General features: G+C 70.9%; 15 protein-coding genes. 8 read left to right on the top strand and 7 right to left on the bottom strand.

Translation table 11 applies throughout. From position 1 onward, the window contains the following. The first annotated feature begins 10 nt into the window (after positions 1–10). The 6 genes from AB0C38_RS37485 to AB0C38_RS37510 all read left to right on the top strand — a co-directional run bounded on the left by AB0C38_RS37485 (position 11) and on the right by AB0C38_RS37510 (position 4,933). A complete protein-coding gene (locus AB0C38_RS37485) occupies positions 11–511 on the top strand; it encodes a GtrA family protein (RefSeq protein WP_360682523.1) in 501 nt (166 codons plus the stop codon). A gap of 38 nt (positions 512–549) precedes the next feature. Next, positions 550–1,077 (top strand): GtrA family protein, encoded by a 528-nt coding sequence (locus tag AB0C38_RS37490; RefSeq protein ID WP_360682524.1) that lies wholly within the window; start codon positions 550–552, stop codon positions 1,075–1,077. 283 nt (positions 1,078–1,360) lie between these two features. After that, on the top strand, positions 1,361–2,662 hold the full coding sequence (locus AB0C38_RS37495) for an MFS transporter (RefSeq protein ID WP_360682525.1): 1,302 nt from the start codon (positions 1,361–1,363) through the stop codon (positions 2,660–2,662). Continuing rightward, on the top strand, positions 2,659–3,513 hold the full coding sequence (locus AB0C38_RS37500; RefSeq protein WP_360682526.1) for an NAD(P)H-binding protein: 855 nt from the start codon (positions 2,659–2,661) through the stop codon (positions 3,511–3,513). The genes AB0C38_RS37495 and AB0C38_RS37500 overlap by 4 nt, the downstream gene beginning before the upstream one ends. 18 nt (positions 3,514–3,531) lie before the next feature. Then, positions 3,532–4,182: a response regulator transcription factor gene (locus AB0C38_RS37505; RefSeq protein ID WP_360682527.1), complete on the top strand. Its 651-nt coding sequence runs from the start codon at positions 3,532–3,534 to the stop codon at positions 4,180–4,182. A gap of 118 nt (positions 4,183–4,300) precedes the next feature. Continuing rightward, positions 4,301–4,933, top strand: a complete 633-nt coding sequence (locus AB0C38_RS37510; RefSeq protein WP_360682568.1) for a response regulator transcription factor — start codon at positions 4,301–4,303, stop codon at positions 4,931–4,933. Between the two features lie 125 nt (positions 4,934–5,058). Here AB0C38_RS37510 and AB0C38_RS37515 read toward each other — a convergent pair whose 3' ends face one another. Together AB0C38_RS37515 and AB0C38_RS37520 are read right to left on the bottom strand one after the other, a co-directional pair. Further along, positions 5,059–6,342 carry an ATP-binding protein gene (locus tag AB0C38_RS37515; RefSeq protein ID WP_360682528.1) on the bottom strand — a complete coding sequence of 428 codons (1,284 nt, stop codon included), beginning with the start codon at positions 6,340–6,342 and terminating at the stop codon, positions 5,059–5,061. A gap of 3 nt (positions 6,343–6,345) precedes the next feature. Then, positions 6,346–7,041 carry a response regulator transcription factor gene (locus AB0C38_RS37520; RefSeq protein WP_360682569.1) on the bottom strand — a complete coding sequence of 232 codons (696 nt, stop codon included), beginning with the start codon at positions 7,039–7,041 and terminating at the stop codon, positions 6,346–6,348. Positions 7,042–7,083: 42 nt separating this feature from the next. Between AB0C38_RS37520 and hisN the strand changes: the two genes are divergently transcribed. Next, the gene (hisN, locus tag AB0C38_RS37525) at positions 7,084–7,869 is read left to right on the top strand and encodes a histidinol-phosphatase (RefSeq protein WP_360682570.1); all 786 of its coding nucleotides are present in this window, start codon (positions 7,084–7,086) and stop codon (positions 7,867–7,869) included. A gap of 137 nt (positions 7,870–8,006) precedes the next feature. Further along, positions 8,007–11,255, top strand: a complete 3,249-nt coding sequence (locus AB0C38_RS37530) for a GH92 family glycosyl hydrolase (RefSeq protein WP_360682529.1) — start codon at positions 8,007–8,009, stop codon at positions 11,253–11,255. 61 nt (positions 11,256–11,316) lie between these two features. Here AB0C38_RS37530 and AB0C38_RS37535 read toward each other — a convergent pair whose 3' ends face one another. From AB0C38_RS37535 to AB0C38_RS37555, 5 genes are all read right to left on the bottom strand, one after another. Continuing rightward, positions 11,317–11,577: a hypothetical protein gene (locus AB0C38_RS37535; protein WP_003105220.1), complete on the bottom strand. Its 261-nt coding sequence runs from the start codon at positions 11,575–11,577 to the stop codon at positions 11,317–11,319. Next, complete coding sequence (locus tag AB0C38_RS37540) at positions 11,577–12,533, bottom strand: TNT domain-containing protein (RefSeq protein ID WP_360682530.1); 957 nt, start codon at positions 12,531–12,533, stop codon at positions 11,577–11,579. Before AB0C38_RS37540 ends, AB0C38_RS37535 begins: the two co-directional genes overlap by 1 nt. A 106-nt stretch (positions 12,534–12,639) precedes the next feature. After that, on the bottom strand, positions 12,640–13,569 hold the full coding sequence (locus AB0C38_RS37545; RefSeq protein ID WP_360682531.1) for a hydroxymethylglutaryl-CoA lyase: 930 nt from the start codon (positions 13,567–13,569) through the stop codon (positions 12,640–12,642). Continuing rightward, positions 13,569–14,162, bottom strand: a complete 594-nt coding sequence (locus AB0C38_RS37550) for a PH domain-containing protein (protein WP_360682532.1) — start codon at positions 14,160–14,162, stop codon at positions 13,569–13,571. Before AB0C38_RS37550 ends, AB0C38_RS37545 begins: the two co-directional genes overlap by 1 nt. 85 nt (positions 14,163–14,247) lie before the next feature. Further along, positions 14,248–15,045, bottom strand: coding sequence for a biotin--[acetyl-CoA-carboxylase] ligase (locus AB0C38_RS37555; RefSeq protein WP_360682533.1), 798 nt, complete (start codon positions 15,043–15,045; stop codon positions 14,248–14,250). Between the last annotated feature and the right edge of the window lie 75 nt (positions 15,046–15,120).

Below are 15,120 nucleotides of genomic sequence, written 5' to 3' on the forward strand. Positions count from 1 at the left end.
CGTCCGCGCGGTGCGCGAGCTGCTGAAAAAGCATCGCGAGCTCCTCCGCTTCGCCGTTGTCGGCGGGATCAGCTTCGTGATCACGATGTCCGTCAACTACGGCTTGAAGTTCACCGTGCTGCGGACCCACCCGGTGACGGCGCTGATCGTCGGCGTCCTCGTCGCGACGATTTTTTCCTACGTCGCCAACCGCGAGTGGTCGTTCCGCACCCGCGGCGGCCGCGAGCGGTCGCACGAAGCCGCGTTGTTCTTCCTGATCAGCGGCATCGCACTGGGCCTGAATGCGCTCCCGCAGTGGTTCTCGCGGTACGTGCTGGACCTCCAGGCGCCGCACCTGACGGCGTTCGGCGTCGAGGTGGCCGACTTCGTCAGCGGAATCGTCATCGGCACGCTGCTCGGCACGGTGTTCCGGTGGTGGGCGTTCAAGAAGTGGGTCTTCCCGGAAGAGGACGCGCGTTGCGTGGTCCAGGTCGCGGACGATCCGGACATTCAGGACCGCAAGGCCGCCTGAACCACAGGTCAACGCGGTGTGCTTCTAGACTGCACGGTGTGACCGTTGTGGAAACCGTGCTCAAGCGGACGCCGGAGCCACTGCGTTCGGTGCTGATCAAGCACCGGGAGCTGCTGAAGTTCGCGATCGTGGGTGGCACGACGTTCCTGGTCGACAACGGCGTCTGGTACTTCCTGAAGCTGTCGGTGCTGGAGTCGAAGCCGACCACGGCGAAGGCGATCGCGATCATCGTCGCGACGATCGTGTCGTACATCCTGAACCGCGAGTGGTCGTTCCGCACCCGCGGCGGCCGGGAGCGGTCGCACGAAGCCGCGCTGTTCTTCGTGATCAGCGGCATCGCGGTCGTGGTGAACCTGATCCCGCTGTACGTCTCGCGGTACGTGCTGGACCTGGAGGTCCCGCACGTGACGCGGCTGGTGCAGGAGGTCGCGGACTTCGCGAGCGGGTCGATCATCGGCATGCTGCTGGCGATGTTCTTCCGCTTCTGGGGCTTCAAGAAGTGGGTCTTCCCGGACGAGCTCGGCGAGCGCCGGCGCGACAACGGCGACGTGACCCGCCTGCGCTGAGCCGAGTTCCGGCCCCGATCACGCGAGTTCCGGGTCTGGGCACGTGACTTCCGGGAACTACTTGTCTTCTGACATGTAGTTGTCTACAGTCATCGTCGTCAGTGTTCCTTCGTGAGGACGCCGTCCGGGTTCGGCCGGGCGAGCGGGACGATTCGAGGTGGTTTCCGAGCGCGAAGAGGTCGCACCCGTCCGCGGGTGACGATGGAGCCTTTTCCCGACTCGACGGGACGCGTCCTCAGCGCGTCCGCATCTCTCGTCCCTTCTGACGAAACAAGGACCTTTCTTGAGCACCACCGCGCTGAAACGCGCCCAAAAGCCGGCCCTTGCCGGGCTGTTCCTGTCCGTCTTCCTCGCGATGCTCGACGCCCAGGTCGTCGCCACCGCGCTCCCCCGGATCACCGCCGAGTTCGGCGGGACCGGGTCCTACGCCTGGGTCACCACCGCCTACCTGCTCGCCGGGAGCGTCACCGCTCCCCTCTACGGCAAGCTCGGCGACGTCTTCGGCCGCAAACGCGTGCTCCTGGGCGCGCTCGCCCTGTTCCTGCTCGGTTCGCTCGCCTGCGGCCTGGCGCCGTCGGCCGCCGCGCTCATCGTGGGCCGGGTTCTGCAGGGCGCCGGCTCCGGAGGGCTCTTCGTCTCCGTCGGCGCTTCGCTCGGCGAGATGTTCACGCCTCGCGAAGGCGCGAAGTACTTCGGGTGGTTCTCGATCTGCTTCGCCGTCGCTTCGCTCGCCGGGCCGGTCGTCGGTGGCGTGCTCACCGGGGTCGCCGGGTGGCGGTCGATCTTCCTGGTCAACCTGCCGCTCGGACTCGTCGCCGTCGCTCTCCTCAAGACCCTCGACCCGCCGAGACGACGACGGGACGCGCCCTTCGACTTCGCCGGCGTAGTCCTGCTCGGCGGGGCGATCACCGGGTTCACGCTGCTCACGCCGTGGTCGATCGGCCTCGGCGCGGTGGCGGCCGTCGCGTTCGTCTTCGTCGAACGAAAAGCCGAAGCGCCCGTGCTGCCACTACGTCTCTTCAACGACCGCACGTTCACCGTGTCCGTCGTGCTCAGCGTGCTCGCCGGGTTCGCGTTCCTCGGCTCGATCAACTACGTCGCGGTCCTCCTGCAGGCCGACGCCGGCCCGGCGGAAGGCGGGCTGCGGCTGGTTCCGATGACGCTCGCCGTGTCGCTTTCCTCAGTCGTCGCGAGCAAGGTCATCGCCCGCACCGGCGCCTACCGCTGGGCGCCACGGCTGAGCATGGCGCTCGGCCTGCTCGCGGTGCTCGGCCTGACCACGCTCGACGAGCTGCCCTGGGTCCTGGCCTGTCTGGTCGTCTTCGGTCTCGCGGCCGGACTGAACCTGCAGGTCCTCGCCCTGGCCACGCAGAACACCGCACCGCACGCGGACCGCGGCGCGGTCGCCGCCGGCGTCAACCTAGCCCGCGCGCTCGGCTCGGCTCTCGGCCCGGTCGCGCTCGGCTTCGCCTACAACGCCGGCACCCACGGCGTCTTCCTCGCCCTGCTGCCCGTGCTCGCGCTCGCCCTCGTCACGGCGTTCGCGCTCCCGCACGTCCCCCTCAAGACAGGAGAATCCCGATGATCTTCGTCCTCGGCGCCACCGGCAAGGTCGGCCGCGCCCTCGTCCCCGCCCTGCTCGACGCCGGCGCCGCCGTCCGCGCCCTGACCCGCGACGCGGGCCTTGGCCGCATCGATCCGCGCGCCGAAGTCGTCCAAGCCGACCTCGACACCGCGGACCTGCCCGCGCTCCTCGACGGCGCGGACCGCGTGTTCGTGCTGACCCAGGGCCACAGCGCCGGCCGCGAACAGGCGGTCGCGCAGGCCGCCGCCCGAGCCGGCGCCACCCACCTCGTCAAGCTGTCCACCACCGGTGTCCACTTCGGACAGACGGATCCGATCACCCGCGCCCACGCCGAAGCCGAGCAGGCGGTCCGCGAAGCCGGGCCGGCGTGGACGATCCTGCGGCCCGGCGCGTTCATGGACAACCGGTTCGCCTGGCGCCAAACCATCCGCGACGAGAACGCCGTGTACGTCCCCGAAGGCGACCCGGCGTCCGCGCTCGTCCACGTCCGGGACATCGCCGCGGTCGCGACGCTCGCCCTCACGACGTCCGAGCACGAAGGCGCGACGTACGAGCTCACCGGCGGCGAAGCCCTCACCACCGAACAACAGGTCGCCGCGCTCGCCGACGCCGTCGGCCGTCCGGTGAAGTACGTCGAAGAGCCCGAAAGCGCCGCGCGCGAACGCATGATGCGGATGTACGGCTGGCCCGCCGAAGCCGTCGACGGCTTCTTCGCCCTGAAGCGGGAGTCCGCCGCGCGCGAACACGTCGTCTTCGACACCGTCGAGCGGCTGCTCGGGCGGCCGCCCCTGACGTTCGCCGATTGGGCGCGTGAGAATGCGGCCGCGTTCCCCTACCATTACCGGGGGTGACGGCGGGGAGGTGACCGGATGGCCAAGGGCCTGCGCGTCCTCGTCGTGGACGACCACCCGCTGTTCCGGTTCGGCGTGTGCACGCTGCTGGACGCCGAACCCGGGATCGAGATCGTCGGCGAGGCCGCCAGCGGCGCCGCGGCGATCGACGCCGCGGGTGCGCTGCGCCCGGACGTCGTGGTCATGGACCTGCACCTGCCCGACCTGTCCGGGATCCAGGCGACCCGGCACATCGCGGCCGTGAGCCCGGACACCGGCGTGCTGATGCTGACGATGGCCGACGAAAGCGAGTCGGTCTTCGCGGCGATGCGCGCCGGTGCCCGCGGCTACCTGCTCAAGGACGCCGAGCCGGACGAGATCATCCGCGCGGTGCAAGCGGTCGCGCGCCGCGAAGCCATCTTCGGCCCCGACATCGCGAACCGCGTGCTCGGCTTCTTCAACCAGCCGCCGCCCGCGAGCGAGCCGGTGTTCCCGGAGCTGACCGTGCGCGAGCGTGAGGTCCTGTCGCTGATCGCGGCCGGGCACAGCAACAGCGTCATCGCGAACACCCTGTGCCTGAGCCCCAAGACCGTGCGTAACCACATTTCGAACGTCTTCGCCAAGCTGCACGTCGCCGACCGCGCCGAAGCGATCGTCCGGGCGCGGGACGCGGGTCTCGGCCGGTCCTGACGGGCAGCCGGGCGGGCAACATCGGGACGCCGGTCCCATGCGCCCGGGACACTCAGGCGGGCACTCTGGTCAGGGTGAGGGGTGGAACTCTCGCACCGTTCGAGGGGAATGGGTGACGATGTTCGAATCCGACAGGACGCCGGTGGCGGTTCGCGCCACCGATCCGATCCTGCACGACGGCGTCTGCATGGCGCTGCGTTCGCGTGCCGAGGTCCGGGTGGTGGAGACGGAGACGGGCGACCCGGCCACGGTTGCCCTGCTGGTCGCCGACCGGCTCGACGAAACGATGACCCAGCTGCTGTCCGCGCTGCACCACCAGGGCTTCACCCGCATCGTGCTGGTCGCGGGCGAAGTCGACGACAACGAGATCCTCAACGCCGTCGAGCACGGCGTCTGCGCGGTCGCCCGCCGCGCCGACGCCGGGCCGGAGGTGCTCGTCCGGCTGATCAAGGCGGCCGCGGCCGGGGAGGGCGCACTGCCGCCCGACCTGCTCGGCCGGCTGCTGAACCGGGTTTCCCGCCTGCAGCGCCAGGTGCTCCAGCCGCACGGCCTGCACCTGGGCGGGATGAGCGACCGGGAGACCGAGGTGCTCCGACTCGTCGCGGCGGGGTATTCGACGCAGGAGATCGCCGACGAGCTGTGTTATTCGCAGCGGACGGTGAAGAGCATCCTGCACGACGTGACCAACCGGTTCCAGCTGCGCAACCGTTCGCACGCGGTGGCGTACGCGCTGCGTGAAGGATTGATCTGATCGCCCGGGTGGGAGGGCGCGCAGCCGCACGCCTTCCCACCCGGGCACGACCAGCGGGCGGGCAGCCGAAAGCGCTTCCCCGGAACGGATTGCCGTAGCCGCAGCGAATCCGGTACCGCCGACGTCTAACGCGGGACGCGCTCGGCGGGCCAGCGCACTTCGGGAACATCGCTCGGCCGCGGCACCTTCAAGAAGAGGCTGAACACGGCCGGCCGCCGGTTCGACAGCTCCAGGCGTCCGCCGTCCGCCTCCACCAGCGCCCGGGCCAGCGCCAGCCCGACGCCCGTCGAGCCGCCGCCGGAGAAGCCGCGCTCGAAGATGTGCGGGGCCAGCTCGTCCGGCACGCCCGACCCCGTGTCGCTGACCTCGATCACCACCGTGCCCTCGGCGTCGCCGCGGCGGGCGGCCACCGTGACCGTGCCCGAACCATGGCGCAGCGCGTTGTCCAGCAGGACGCCGATGACCTCGCGGAGCCGGCCGGGCGTGGCCCGCGCCATCAGGCCGTCGGCCACGCGCATCCGCAGGTTGCGTCCCTCCGAGCGAAGCAGCTCGCGCCACTCCTGTGACATTTCGGGTAGCCGCGTCGGCAGGTCCACCGGTTCCGCGCCGACCTCGCGGGCCGCGCGCGCCGCCGCCAGCAGCTCGTCGAGGGCCTCGGCGAGCCGGTCGGCCTGTTCCTGGGCGGCCTTCGACTCGTCGGCCACCTCTTCGTCCGGGTGCACGGTGAGCGGTTCGAGCCGCAGCTGCAACGCCGTCAGCCGACTGCGCAGCTGGTGCGAGACGTCGCCGACGAGCTGGCGTTCCCGCTGCACGAGCTGGGCGAGCGCGGTGCCGGACGCGTCCAGCGCCTCGGCGACCATGTCGAGCTCGCCGACGCCGTAGCGGGCCGAGTCGGGCCGGAAGTCGCCGCCGCCGAGCCGGGACGCGCGTTCGGCGACGTGCCGCAACGGCTTCGCCAGCCGCCGCGCGGTCGCGATCGCCACCACCGCGCCGGTGCCGACCGACAGAAGCACCAGCAGGAGCACGACCAGCGTCACGGTCGTCTGCCGCTCGTGCATCGGGCCGGCCGGGACGGCGATCTCGACCTTGCCGTCGCGCGCGAGGTCGGCTGTCTCGGTGACGGTGTCGATGCCCGGGTCGTTGCCGTAGCGCTTCTCCTGCTGCCCGCGGGCCTGCACGGTCAGCAGCCCGTTCGCCGGGACCGCCGCGCGCACCTGGTCGAGGTCGATCTCCTGGCCGTTGGCGATCTCGGTGTCGAGGATCGCCGCGGCCGCGCGGGCGTTCTCGGCGAGCGTCTCGCGGTAGCTCGACTCGATCTGCCAGCTCGCCACGATGCCCAGCGGGATGCCGAGCACCGCCGCGGTGACCGCGACGGCCAGCAGGATGGCCAGCAGGATGCGACGGCGCACGGCTTATTCGGCGTTGAAGCGGAAGCCGACGCCGCGGACGGTCGCGATCCGCCGCTCGCCGTCGTGGGTCTTGCTGGTGCGGCCGGCGGCCTCGTCGGCGGCGATGGCGAGCTTCCGCCGCAGCCACGACATGTGCATGTCGAGCGTCTTGGACGTCTTCGACTCGAGGTCGTTCCACACCTCGGCGAGGATCTCGTCGCGGCTGACGACCTGCCCGGCGCGGGTCATCAGCACGCGCAGCAGCTCGAACTCCTTGTTCGCCAGCTGCACCTCGTGCAGGTCGACGGTCACGAGCCGGGCGCCGAGGTCCATCCGCACCCCGCCGGCTTCGAGCACCTCCGGCACCCGGCGGCGCAGCAGCGCGCGGATCCGGGCGAGCAGCTCGGCGAGCCGGAACGGCTTGGCGACGTAGTCGTCCGCGCCCGCGTCCAGGCCCACGACGAAGTCGACCTCGTCGGTGCGCGCGGTGAGCATCAGGACGGGCAGCTCGGTGCCGTTCGCCCGGAGCCGCCGGCAGACCTCGAGACCGTCCATGCCGGGCAGCCCGAGATCCAGCACGAGCAGGTCGACTTTCTGGGCGGCGGTGGCGTCGAGCACCGAAGGGCCGTCGGTGACGACGTGGATCTCGTATCCCTCACGTTCGAGGGCGCGGGAGAGCGGTTCGGCGATGGCCGGATCGTCTTCGGCAAGTAGGACCATGCTCACCTGGCCAACTCTACGGCGGTGAGGCGTGAAACCATCGTGACCGTGCCTGGCTACGGAGATGATCTGGCCCTCGCCACCCGGCTGGCTGACGCCGCCGACGCGATCACGACGGCGCGGTTCCGCGCCCTGGACCTGAGGATCGAGCGCAAGCCCGACCGCACCCCGGTGACCGACGCGGACACCGCGGTGGAAGACGCGATCCGGGCCTTGCTGGCTTCCGAGCGACCCGCCGACGCGGTGCTGGGCGAGGAGCGTGGCGGCTCGGCCGCGACCGGCCGGGCGTGGGTGCTCGACCCGATCGACGGCACCAAGAACTTCCTCCGGGGTGTACCCGTCTGGGCGACCCTGATCGCCCTCGTCGAAGACGGCGACCCGGTGGTCGGCATGATCAGCGCGCCGCTGCTCGGCCGCCGCTGGTGGGCGGCCACGGGGTCGGGCGCGTTCTCCTCCGATTCCGCCGGGACCCGGCAGCTGTCGGTTTCCGGCGTCTCGTCCCTTTCGGACGCTTATCTGTCCACGACGGACGTGAACTCGTGGCGCGAGCACCACTCGCGCGAGAAGTACCTGGACCTGGTGGACGCGTGCTGGGAGTCCCGCGCGTTCGGCGACTTCTGGCACCACGTGCTGGTGGCGGAGGGCGCGCTGGACGTGGCGGCGGAGTGCATCGTGAACCCGTGGGACGTCGCGGCGGCGCAGGTGATCGTCACCGAGGCCGGCGGGCGGTTCAGCGATCTCGACGGGCAGGGGCGGTACGACAACGGGAGCGCGCTGTCGACGAACGGCCGCCTGCACGACGAGGCGCTGGGGATTCTCAAGCGTTAACGGGATACGCCGCCTGGCGGGCACTTCTTGACCGGTCTGAACCACCGGTGGTTCACTCCGGGTGCTCGCCGGGTCACCCCTGCTTGCTGACAACGTTGTCAGCCCGGGGTCGGCCCGCTCACCCCGGGAGGAAGAGCATGCGCAGAGTCGTCACCGCGGCTTTGATCATTCCCCTGGTCACGGCCGTGGCCAGCCCCGCACTCGCCGAGCCCGACCACCACTCGAAGGACCTCGCCGCCTACGTCAACCCGTTCGTCGGCGCCAAGGCCGGCGACACCCCCGAGACCAACACCTACGCCGGCGACACGTTCCCCGGTGCCGACGTCCCCTTCGGCATGGTGCAGTGGAGCCCCGACACTCCCCTGCAGCCCAAGCCGCCCGCCGGGCAGGGCCGCTACTACGCCCGCGACCGCGACGGCGGCTACGCCTGGGAAGAGAACAAGCTCCGCGGCTTCAGCCTCACCCACTTCAACGGCGCCGGCTGCGGTGGCGCGGCGGGCGACGTCCCGTTCCTGCCGTTCGCCGGAACCATCAGCACCTCCCCCGCCGTCGACGCGACGAAGTACTTCCCCACCTTCAGCCACGCCAACGAATCCGCGTCCCCCGGCTACTACAAGGTGACGACGGACTCCGGCATCACCACCGAGCTGACCGCGACCCAGCGCTCCGGCACGGGCCGCTTCACCTTCCCGAAGAACTCCCCCGCGACCCTCTTGATCGACGTCGCGCAGTCCGCGATGGGCAGCGACGACGCCGCCGTGACCGTCGACCCGGCCAAACGGACCGTCGAAGGCTGGGTCTCCAGCGGCCACTTCTGCCGCGGTCCCAACACCTACAAGGTCTACTTCCAAGCGACCTTCGACCAGCCGTTCACGACGTCCGGGACCTGGCAGAACGCCGCTGTGACGCCGGGCAGCACCAGCGCCCGCGGTGGCAACCTGAGCAAGGAGACGTGGGACAAGCAGGTCGTCACCGCCGACGGCGGCTCCGGCGCCTACCTGACCTTCGACCCGGCCAAGCCGGTCGGGGTGCGCGTCGGCCTGTCCTATGTGGACGCGGCCGGGGCGAGGCTGAACGCCGCCGCCGAGCAGCGGCACGACTCGTTCGACACGGTGAAAGCCAAGGCCCGGCAGGCCTGGAACGACCGGCTGCGGCAGATCACCGTCGAAGGCGGCACGGACGCCGCGACCCGGACGTTCTACACCGCGCTCTACCACACGCTCCTGCAGCCGAACGTCTTCTCCGATGTGGACGGTCGCTACGCGGGCTTCGACAAGGCGATCCACCGCACGAAACCCGGCCACGCGCAGTACGCCAACTTCTCCGGCTGGGACACCTACCGCGACGAGGTCCAGCTGCTCTCGATGCTCGCCCCGCACGAGGCCGCCGAAATGGCGCAGTCGATGCTCAACCAGGCGAACCAGGCCGGCGGGATCTGGGACCGCTGGTCGCAGAACAACGACTTCATGGGCGTGATGGGCGGCGACCCGTACCACTCGATCATCGCCAGCACGTACGCCTTCGGCGCCACGGACTTCGACGCGTCCCAGGCGCTGAAGTCGATGGTCAACGGCGCCACCCGCGTCCAGCAGGCGGGTGAACGCGCCCTCGAACGACCGGGACTGTCCGACTACCAGACGCTCGGTTATCACCCCAACAACGTCTCCGACATGCTCGAAGACACCACCGCCGACTTCGGTATCGCGCAGCTCGCGCAACGCCTCGGCGATCGCGGTACGTACCAGCAGTTCATGGCCCGCGCCCAGTACTGGGAGAACGTCTACAACCCGGCGACGGGCTACCTGCAGACCCGGATGCGCGACGGCCAGTTCCTCTCGCCGTTCGATCCCGCGAAGTACGAGGAAATGCGGTACCAGGAAGGGAACGCGGCGCAGTACACGTGGATGGTGCCGTACAACGTCCGAGGCCTCTTCGCCGCGATGGGCGGCGACGACGCTGTGAAGAAGCGTCTCGACTTCTTCTTCACGAAGCTGAACAGCGACGCGAGTTCGCCCTACGCGTTCATGTCGAACGAGCCGTCGTTCGAGGTGCCGTGGGAGTACGCCTACGCGGGCGCGCCGTCGAAGACGCAGGACATCGTACGCCGCTCGGCGGAGCTGCTCTTCAAGCCGACCGAGGACGGCCTGCCCGGCAACGACGACCTCGGCGCGACGTCGGCGTGGTACGTCTTCGCCGCGCTCGGCATGTACCCGGAGGCGCCCGGCCGCGCCGAAATGGTGCTGGCCAGCCCGATGTTCCCGAAGATCACGCTCACCCGGGCGACCGGGCAGCGGACCACGATCACCGCACCCGGCGCGTCCAGTTCGGTGAAGTACGTGCAGAGCCTGAAGGTGAACGGCCAGGCGAGCACGAAGCCGTGGCTGCCGGAGTCCTTCGCGGTGAACGGCGGGCGGCTCGACTTCACGCTCGGCGCGTCGCCGACGTCGTGGGGCTCGGGTGCTTCGGACGTTCCGCCGTCCTTCCGCGACGGCGAGGTGCCGGTGCGCGGGCGCGTCGGACCCGGCCGAGTCGTCGTCGCGCCCGGTGGCTCGACGACCGCTTCCGTGACCGCCGAAGGCATCACCGGCCAGGGCAAAGTGACCTGGCACGCGAAGCCGCCGGCCGGGATCACCGTGACGCCGTCGAGCGGGACGCTCACCGTGAGCGCTCACGGGACGTCGTCGCGGCAGGTTCGCATCACCGCCGCCGCCGGGTCGCCGGACGCGTACACGAGCGTGCCGGTGGAGTTCAGCGGGCAACTGCCCGCGTACCTGCCGGTGACGGTCGGGAAGCCCGGGACGCTGCCCGCGGCGAACACGAACGTCGGCGTCACGGACGACAGGTTCGTCCAGTACGGCGACTTCGGCGAGACCGACCTCTACCCCGGCCAGTTCGCCTACTCCGCGCAGGGCCTGGCCAAGAGCGGCGTCAAGCCGGGCGCGAAGGTGCGGGAGTTCACCTGGCCGTCGAGCCCGGCCGGGTCACCGGACAACGTGATCGCCTCAGGGCAAACGCTTGCGGTCGACGCCCCGGCGGGCGCGACGAAGCTGTCGTTCCTCGGCTCGGCCACTGGCGGCGACGCGCAGGGCAGCGTCACGGTCACCTACACCGACGGCTCGACGCAGCAGGGTTCGCTGGGTCTGTCGGAGTGGCTGCTCAAGGGCGGCGAGGAGACGCCGCAGTTCGGGAACACGGTCGTCACGCAGGTGCCGTACGTGAACTCGGCGTTCCCGAGGTACATGTTCCGGCTGTCGCGGCCGTACACGTCATACCTGTTCGCGACGGCGCCGATCGCTCTCGACCCGGCCAAGCAGGTCCGCAGCATCACCCTGCCGACGTCGACCGGCCCGGGCGCGGCGCACGTGTTCACCTACGCGGTGAGCTGACAAAAGCCGTGAAGGCCTCCTTACTGGCTCTTATGGCCGGCAAGGAGGCCTTCACGGCGTTTCAGGAACCGGGCAGCAGGCCGACGGCGCCGCGGGCGACCTGCGCCCAGGCCAGCCGGCCGAAGAGGTAGTGGCACGCCACCTGCTCGCTGGTGAACCGCGCCCAGTCGTAGCGGTTGCCCTGCTCCCGCCAGAAGACCTCCCACGCCTCGTCCTCGCCCTGCATCAGGCACCAGGCGTTGTCGACCTCGGCGCCGAGCGAGACGACCTCCGGCGGCACGCCCAGCACGCCGAGCCAGCGCTGGATCGACTGGGTGTTCATCAGTCCTCTTCCCCCTTGGCCTCGGCGAGGTAGCCGAGGGTCACGAGTTCGTCCGCCGCCAGCAGGGCACGGTACCGGGCGCCGCCGCCGACCTGGCCGAACCAGTTCGCGGTCTCCGACCGCCACATCGGCACCGCGCGCACGACGACGTACCGGCGGTACTCGGCGTCCAGCATCCCGGGCGGCAGCGAGCGTTCCGCGAACGGCGTGCCATCGGCGAAGAACACGCGCCCGTAGGCCGGGCCGAAGCGGTCGAGCACGGTGTCGGCCGGGACCATCACCGGCTCGGCCAGGTCGAGGCCGCTCTCGGGGAACATCTCGCCCGGCGGCCACGCGTACTCCGGCCCGAGCTCGCTGTGCCCGATGACGAACCGGCGGATCCACACGGCCTGCGTCGCCCGCGCGTACGGGACGTAGCCGTCGGTCAGGTGCCGGGGCACCGGCCGCGGCGGCGCGGTCGGCGACCGGCGGAACCCGGCGGTGACGTTGGTGAGCGCCTGGTCGTCGAAGATCAGCCGGGCGTCCGGGTGGTCGTTCGGGCCGTAGCCGTCCGGGTCCTCGGGCAGCTCCAGCTGCAGCGCCGGCCGGTCCATCGCGATCGGGAGGTGCCCGATCGGGAACATGTGCACCAGGAACAGCGCGACCACGCTTTCCCGCTCCTTGCGCGGCGAGCCCAGCGGCGGCAACGGCGTGGGCGAACCCGGGTTCGGCGGCGGGCCGGCCACCGGCGGGGGCGGCCCGGCCGGCACCGGCGGCGCGGGCGGGGCCGGGGCCAGCGGGAACGGCGGCAGCAGCGGCGACACCGCGTGCGGCCACGCCGCGGGGCTGCCCGAGGGCGGGGTCGGCGCCTCTTCGAAGGCGCCCGAATCCGTCAGGCCGTACCCGGGCAGCCGGATCGGCCCGGTGTCGAGGTCGGCCTCGACCGGTTCGGAGCCCGCCTCGGAAGGCTCGGTCACACCATCCTCCGGCTCGGTCGGTGCCCGTGGGCACACTGTTCGACGCGGCCGCGGCGCTGCCGGTCCCCCTTGATACCGCACCCGGCACGGCCGGGCGCATCCGAGGTCAGCTCAACGCGGCGACCACGCGGGACGGGCTCGGGCGGCCGAGCTGTCCCGCCATCCAGGCGCTGGCCGCCACCAGCACGTCCAAGTCGACGCCGGTGGCCACCCCGAGGCCGTCCAGCATCCACACCAGGTCCTCGGTGGCCAGGTTCCCCGTGGCCGACTCGGCGTACGGGCAGCCACCCAGCCCGCCCGCCGAAGAGTCCACTGTCGACACTCCACATCGGAGCGCCGCCAGGGTGTTGGCCAGAGCCTGACCGTAGGTGTCGTGGAAGTGCACGGCCAAAGTACCGACATCGCCGAACAGCCCGACCAGGTTCTCGACCTGGCCCGCGGTCGCGACGCCGATGGTGTCGCCCAGCGACAGCTGCGAGCACCCCATGTCCAGCAGGCGGCGCCCGGCGTCGGCGACCTGCTTGGCCGGCACGGCGCCCTCCCACGGGTCGCCGAAGCACATCGAAAGGTAGCCACGCACGTCCAGGCCGGCTTCCCGGGCCCGCGTCACGACCGGCTCGAACATCGCGAACTGCTCGTCCAGCGACGAGTTGAGGTTCTTCTGCGCGAACGTCTCCGTCGCGCTGGCGAAGATCGCGATGTGCTCGACGCCCGCGTCGAGGGCCCGGTTCAGGCCCTTCTCGTTCGGCACCAGCACCGGGTAGCGGACGCCTTCGCGGCGCTCGAGCCCGGCCAGCAGCTGCTCGGCGTCGGCCAGCTGCGGCACCCACTTGGGGTGCACGAAGCTCGTCGCCTCCAGCGTCGTCAGGCCGGCGCCCGCGAGCCGGTCGAGGAACTCCAGCTTGACCTCGACCGGGACGATCGTCTTCTCGTTCTGCAGGCCGTCCCGCGGGCCGACCTCCCAGATCGTGACCCGCTCCGGCAGCTCACCCGCCGAGGGGACGCGCTCCGGCAGACCCAGTTCGCGCGTGCCCATCAGCGGCGCCGGTCGCCGCCGCGGGGCGGGTGCCCGCCCTGGGGCGGCAGCGGCTCGGTCTGCTGCGGCTGCTGCTGCGGGCCGCCCGTGCGGTAGTCGTCGTACGGGTTGTCGTTGACCTCGCGGTAGATCACCGTGTGCACCTTTTCGACGTGCGGGATGTCCTCGAACCGCAGCGGCTCGGCCGACGCCGACTCGATGATCAGGGTGCCGCAGCCGAACACCCGGTCCAGCAGGTCGTGCTCGAACTGGACGCTGTTGATCCGGCCCATCGGGATGTCGATGCCGGTGCGCTTCAGGACGCCTTCGCGGGCGATGAGGCGGTCGGTGGTCACGATGAAGTGGGTGGTGCGCCAGCGCACGAGCGGCGCCAGGAACAGCCACACGATCAGCACGAGGCCGACGACCCCGATGGCGATCAGCCCGACCGTGTTCCACGGCGAGCCGGCGTCCTTCGCGAGGATCGCCAGCCAGATCCCGGCGCCCAGGGTGACCAGGAACGCGAGCGTCGGGAAGATCAGCATCTTGAAGTGGGGGTGACTGTGCACCACGACGTGCTCTTGCTCGCTGAGCAAATCGTCCGGATAAGCCACGGCGGACGCTCCCAAGGTCGGTGCGGCGATGTCGCTTCACCGTACCGGCGAGACGCCCGGCCGGTGAGTGCAACGCCCCGAAGAATCAGGCCGGGCGGACGTGGACCACGTCACCCGCGAAGACGGTGTGCCGCTGGCCGCCCGTCATGTCGACCTGGAGCTGCCCGGCGGCGTCGATGTCGGCCGCGCGGCCGGTGAGCGACGTACCGTCCGGGAGCTGCACTTCGACGTCCTGGCCGAGGGTCGCGCAGTGGGCGCGGTAGTCGCCCAGCAGGCCGGCCTCGGTGAGGTCGCCGCCGGCGAGGCGCCAGCGCTTTTCCAGGTCGTCGAACTCGGTGAGCAGCGCGATCGCGACATCGGTGCGGTCGGTGCTGGTGGCACCCAGCTCGGCGAGCGACGTCGCGGGCAGGCCGCCCGGGCCCGGCTGGACGTCGCCGAGGGGCAGGACGTTGAGACCGATACCGAGCACGATCGACGGCGGGTCCCCGGCGACGGCCTCGGCGAGGATCCCGGCACACTTGGCGCCGCCGGAGAGGACGTCGTTGGGCCACTTCAGCACGGCGTCGACCCCGACACCGGCCGCGGCCGCCCGCACGGCGAGCCCGGCGACGACGGAGAGTGAGCCCAGCGCCGTGAACGGGACACCCGGCCGCAGCGCCACGCTGAGGTACAGCCCGGCGCCCTTCGGCGAGCTCCACTGACGCGCGCGGCGGCCGACCCCCGCGGTCTGCTCCTCGGCCAGCAGAACGGTCCGGTCCGCGGCGCCGTCGTCGACGGCTTTTCGCAGGTCAGCGTTGGTGGAGCCGGTGCGCTCGACGACGTCGATCTTCGCGTACCGGTCCTTGAGCGCCGCGGTCAGCCGGGCGGCGTCGATCTCTGCCATGTGTCCACCATATGGGAGTCCCCCTAACGTGCAAGGCGTTCGCTCGTTCACACAGAGGTGCGCTCTTCTAAGTTG

The sequence above is a fragment of the Amycolatopsis sp. NPDC048633 genome, from assembly GCF_040650695.1.
Classification (GTDB): Bacteria; Actinomycetota; Actinomycetes; order Mycobacteriales; family Pseudonocardiaceae; genus Amycolatopsis.

Coding starts and splice junctions, on each gene's coding strand:
- AB0C38_RS37530 (WP_360682529.1), top strand. CDS start 8,007: ATGCGCAGAGTCGTCACCGCGGCTTTGATCATTCCCCTGGTCACGGCC.
- AB0C38_RS37500 (WP_360682526.1), top strand. CDS start 2,659: ATGATCTTCGTCCTCGGCGCCACCGGCAAGGTCGGCCGCGCCCTCGTC.
- AB0C38_RS37505 (WP_360682527.1), top strand. CDS start 3,532: ATGGCCAAGGGCCTGCGCGTCCTCGTCGTGGACGACCACCCGCTGTTC.
- AB0C38_RS37510 (WP_360682568.1), top strand. CDS start 4,301: ATGTTCGAATCCGACAGGACGCCGGTGGCGGTTCGCGCCACCGATCCG.
- AB0C38_RS37555 (WP_360682533.1), bottom strand. CDS start 15,045: ATGGCAGAGATCGACGCCGCCCGGCTGACCGCGGCGCTCAAGGACCGG.
- AB0C38_RS37545 (WP_360682531.1), bottom strand. CDS start 13,569: ATGGGCACGCGCGAACTGGGTCTGCCGGAGCGCGTCCCCTCGGCGGGT.
- AB0C38_RS37520 (WP_360682569.1), bottom strand. CDS start 7,041: ATGGTCCTACTTGCCGAAGACGATCCGGCCATCGCCGAACCGCTCTCC.
- AB0C38_RS37535 (WP_003105220.1), bottom strand. CDS start 11,577: ATGAACACCCAGTCGATCCAGCGCTGGCTCGGCGTGCTGGGCGTGCCG.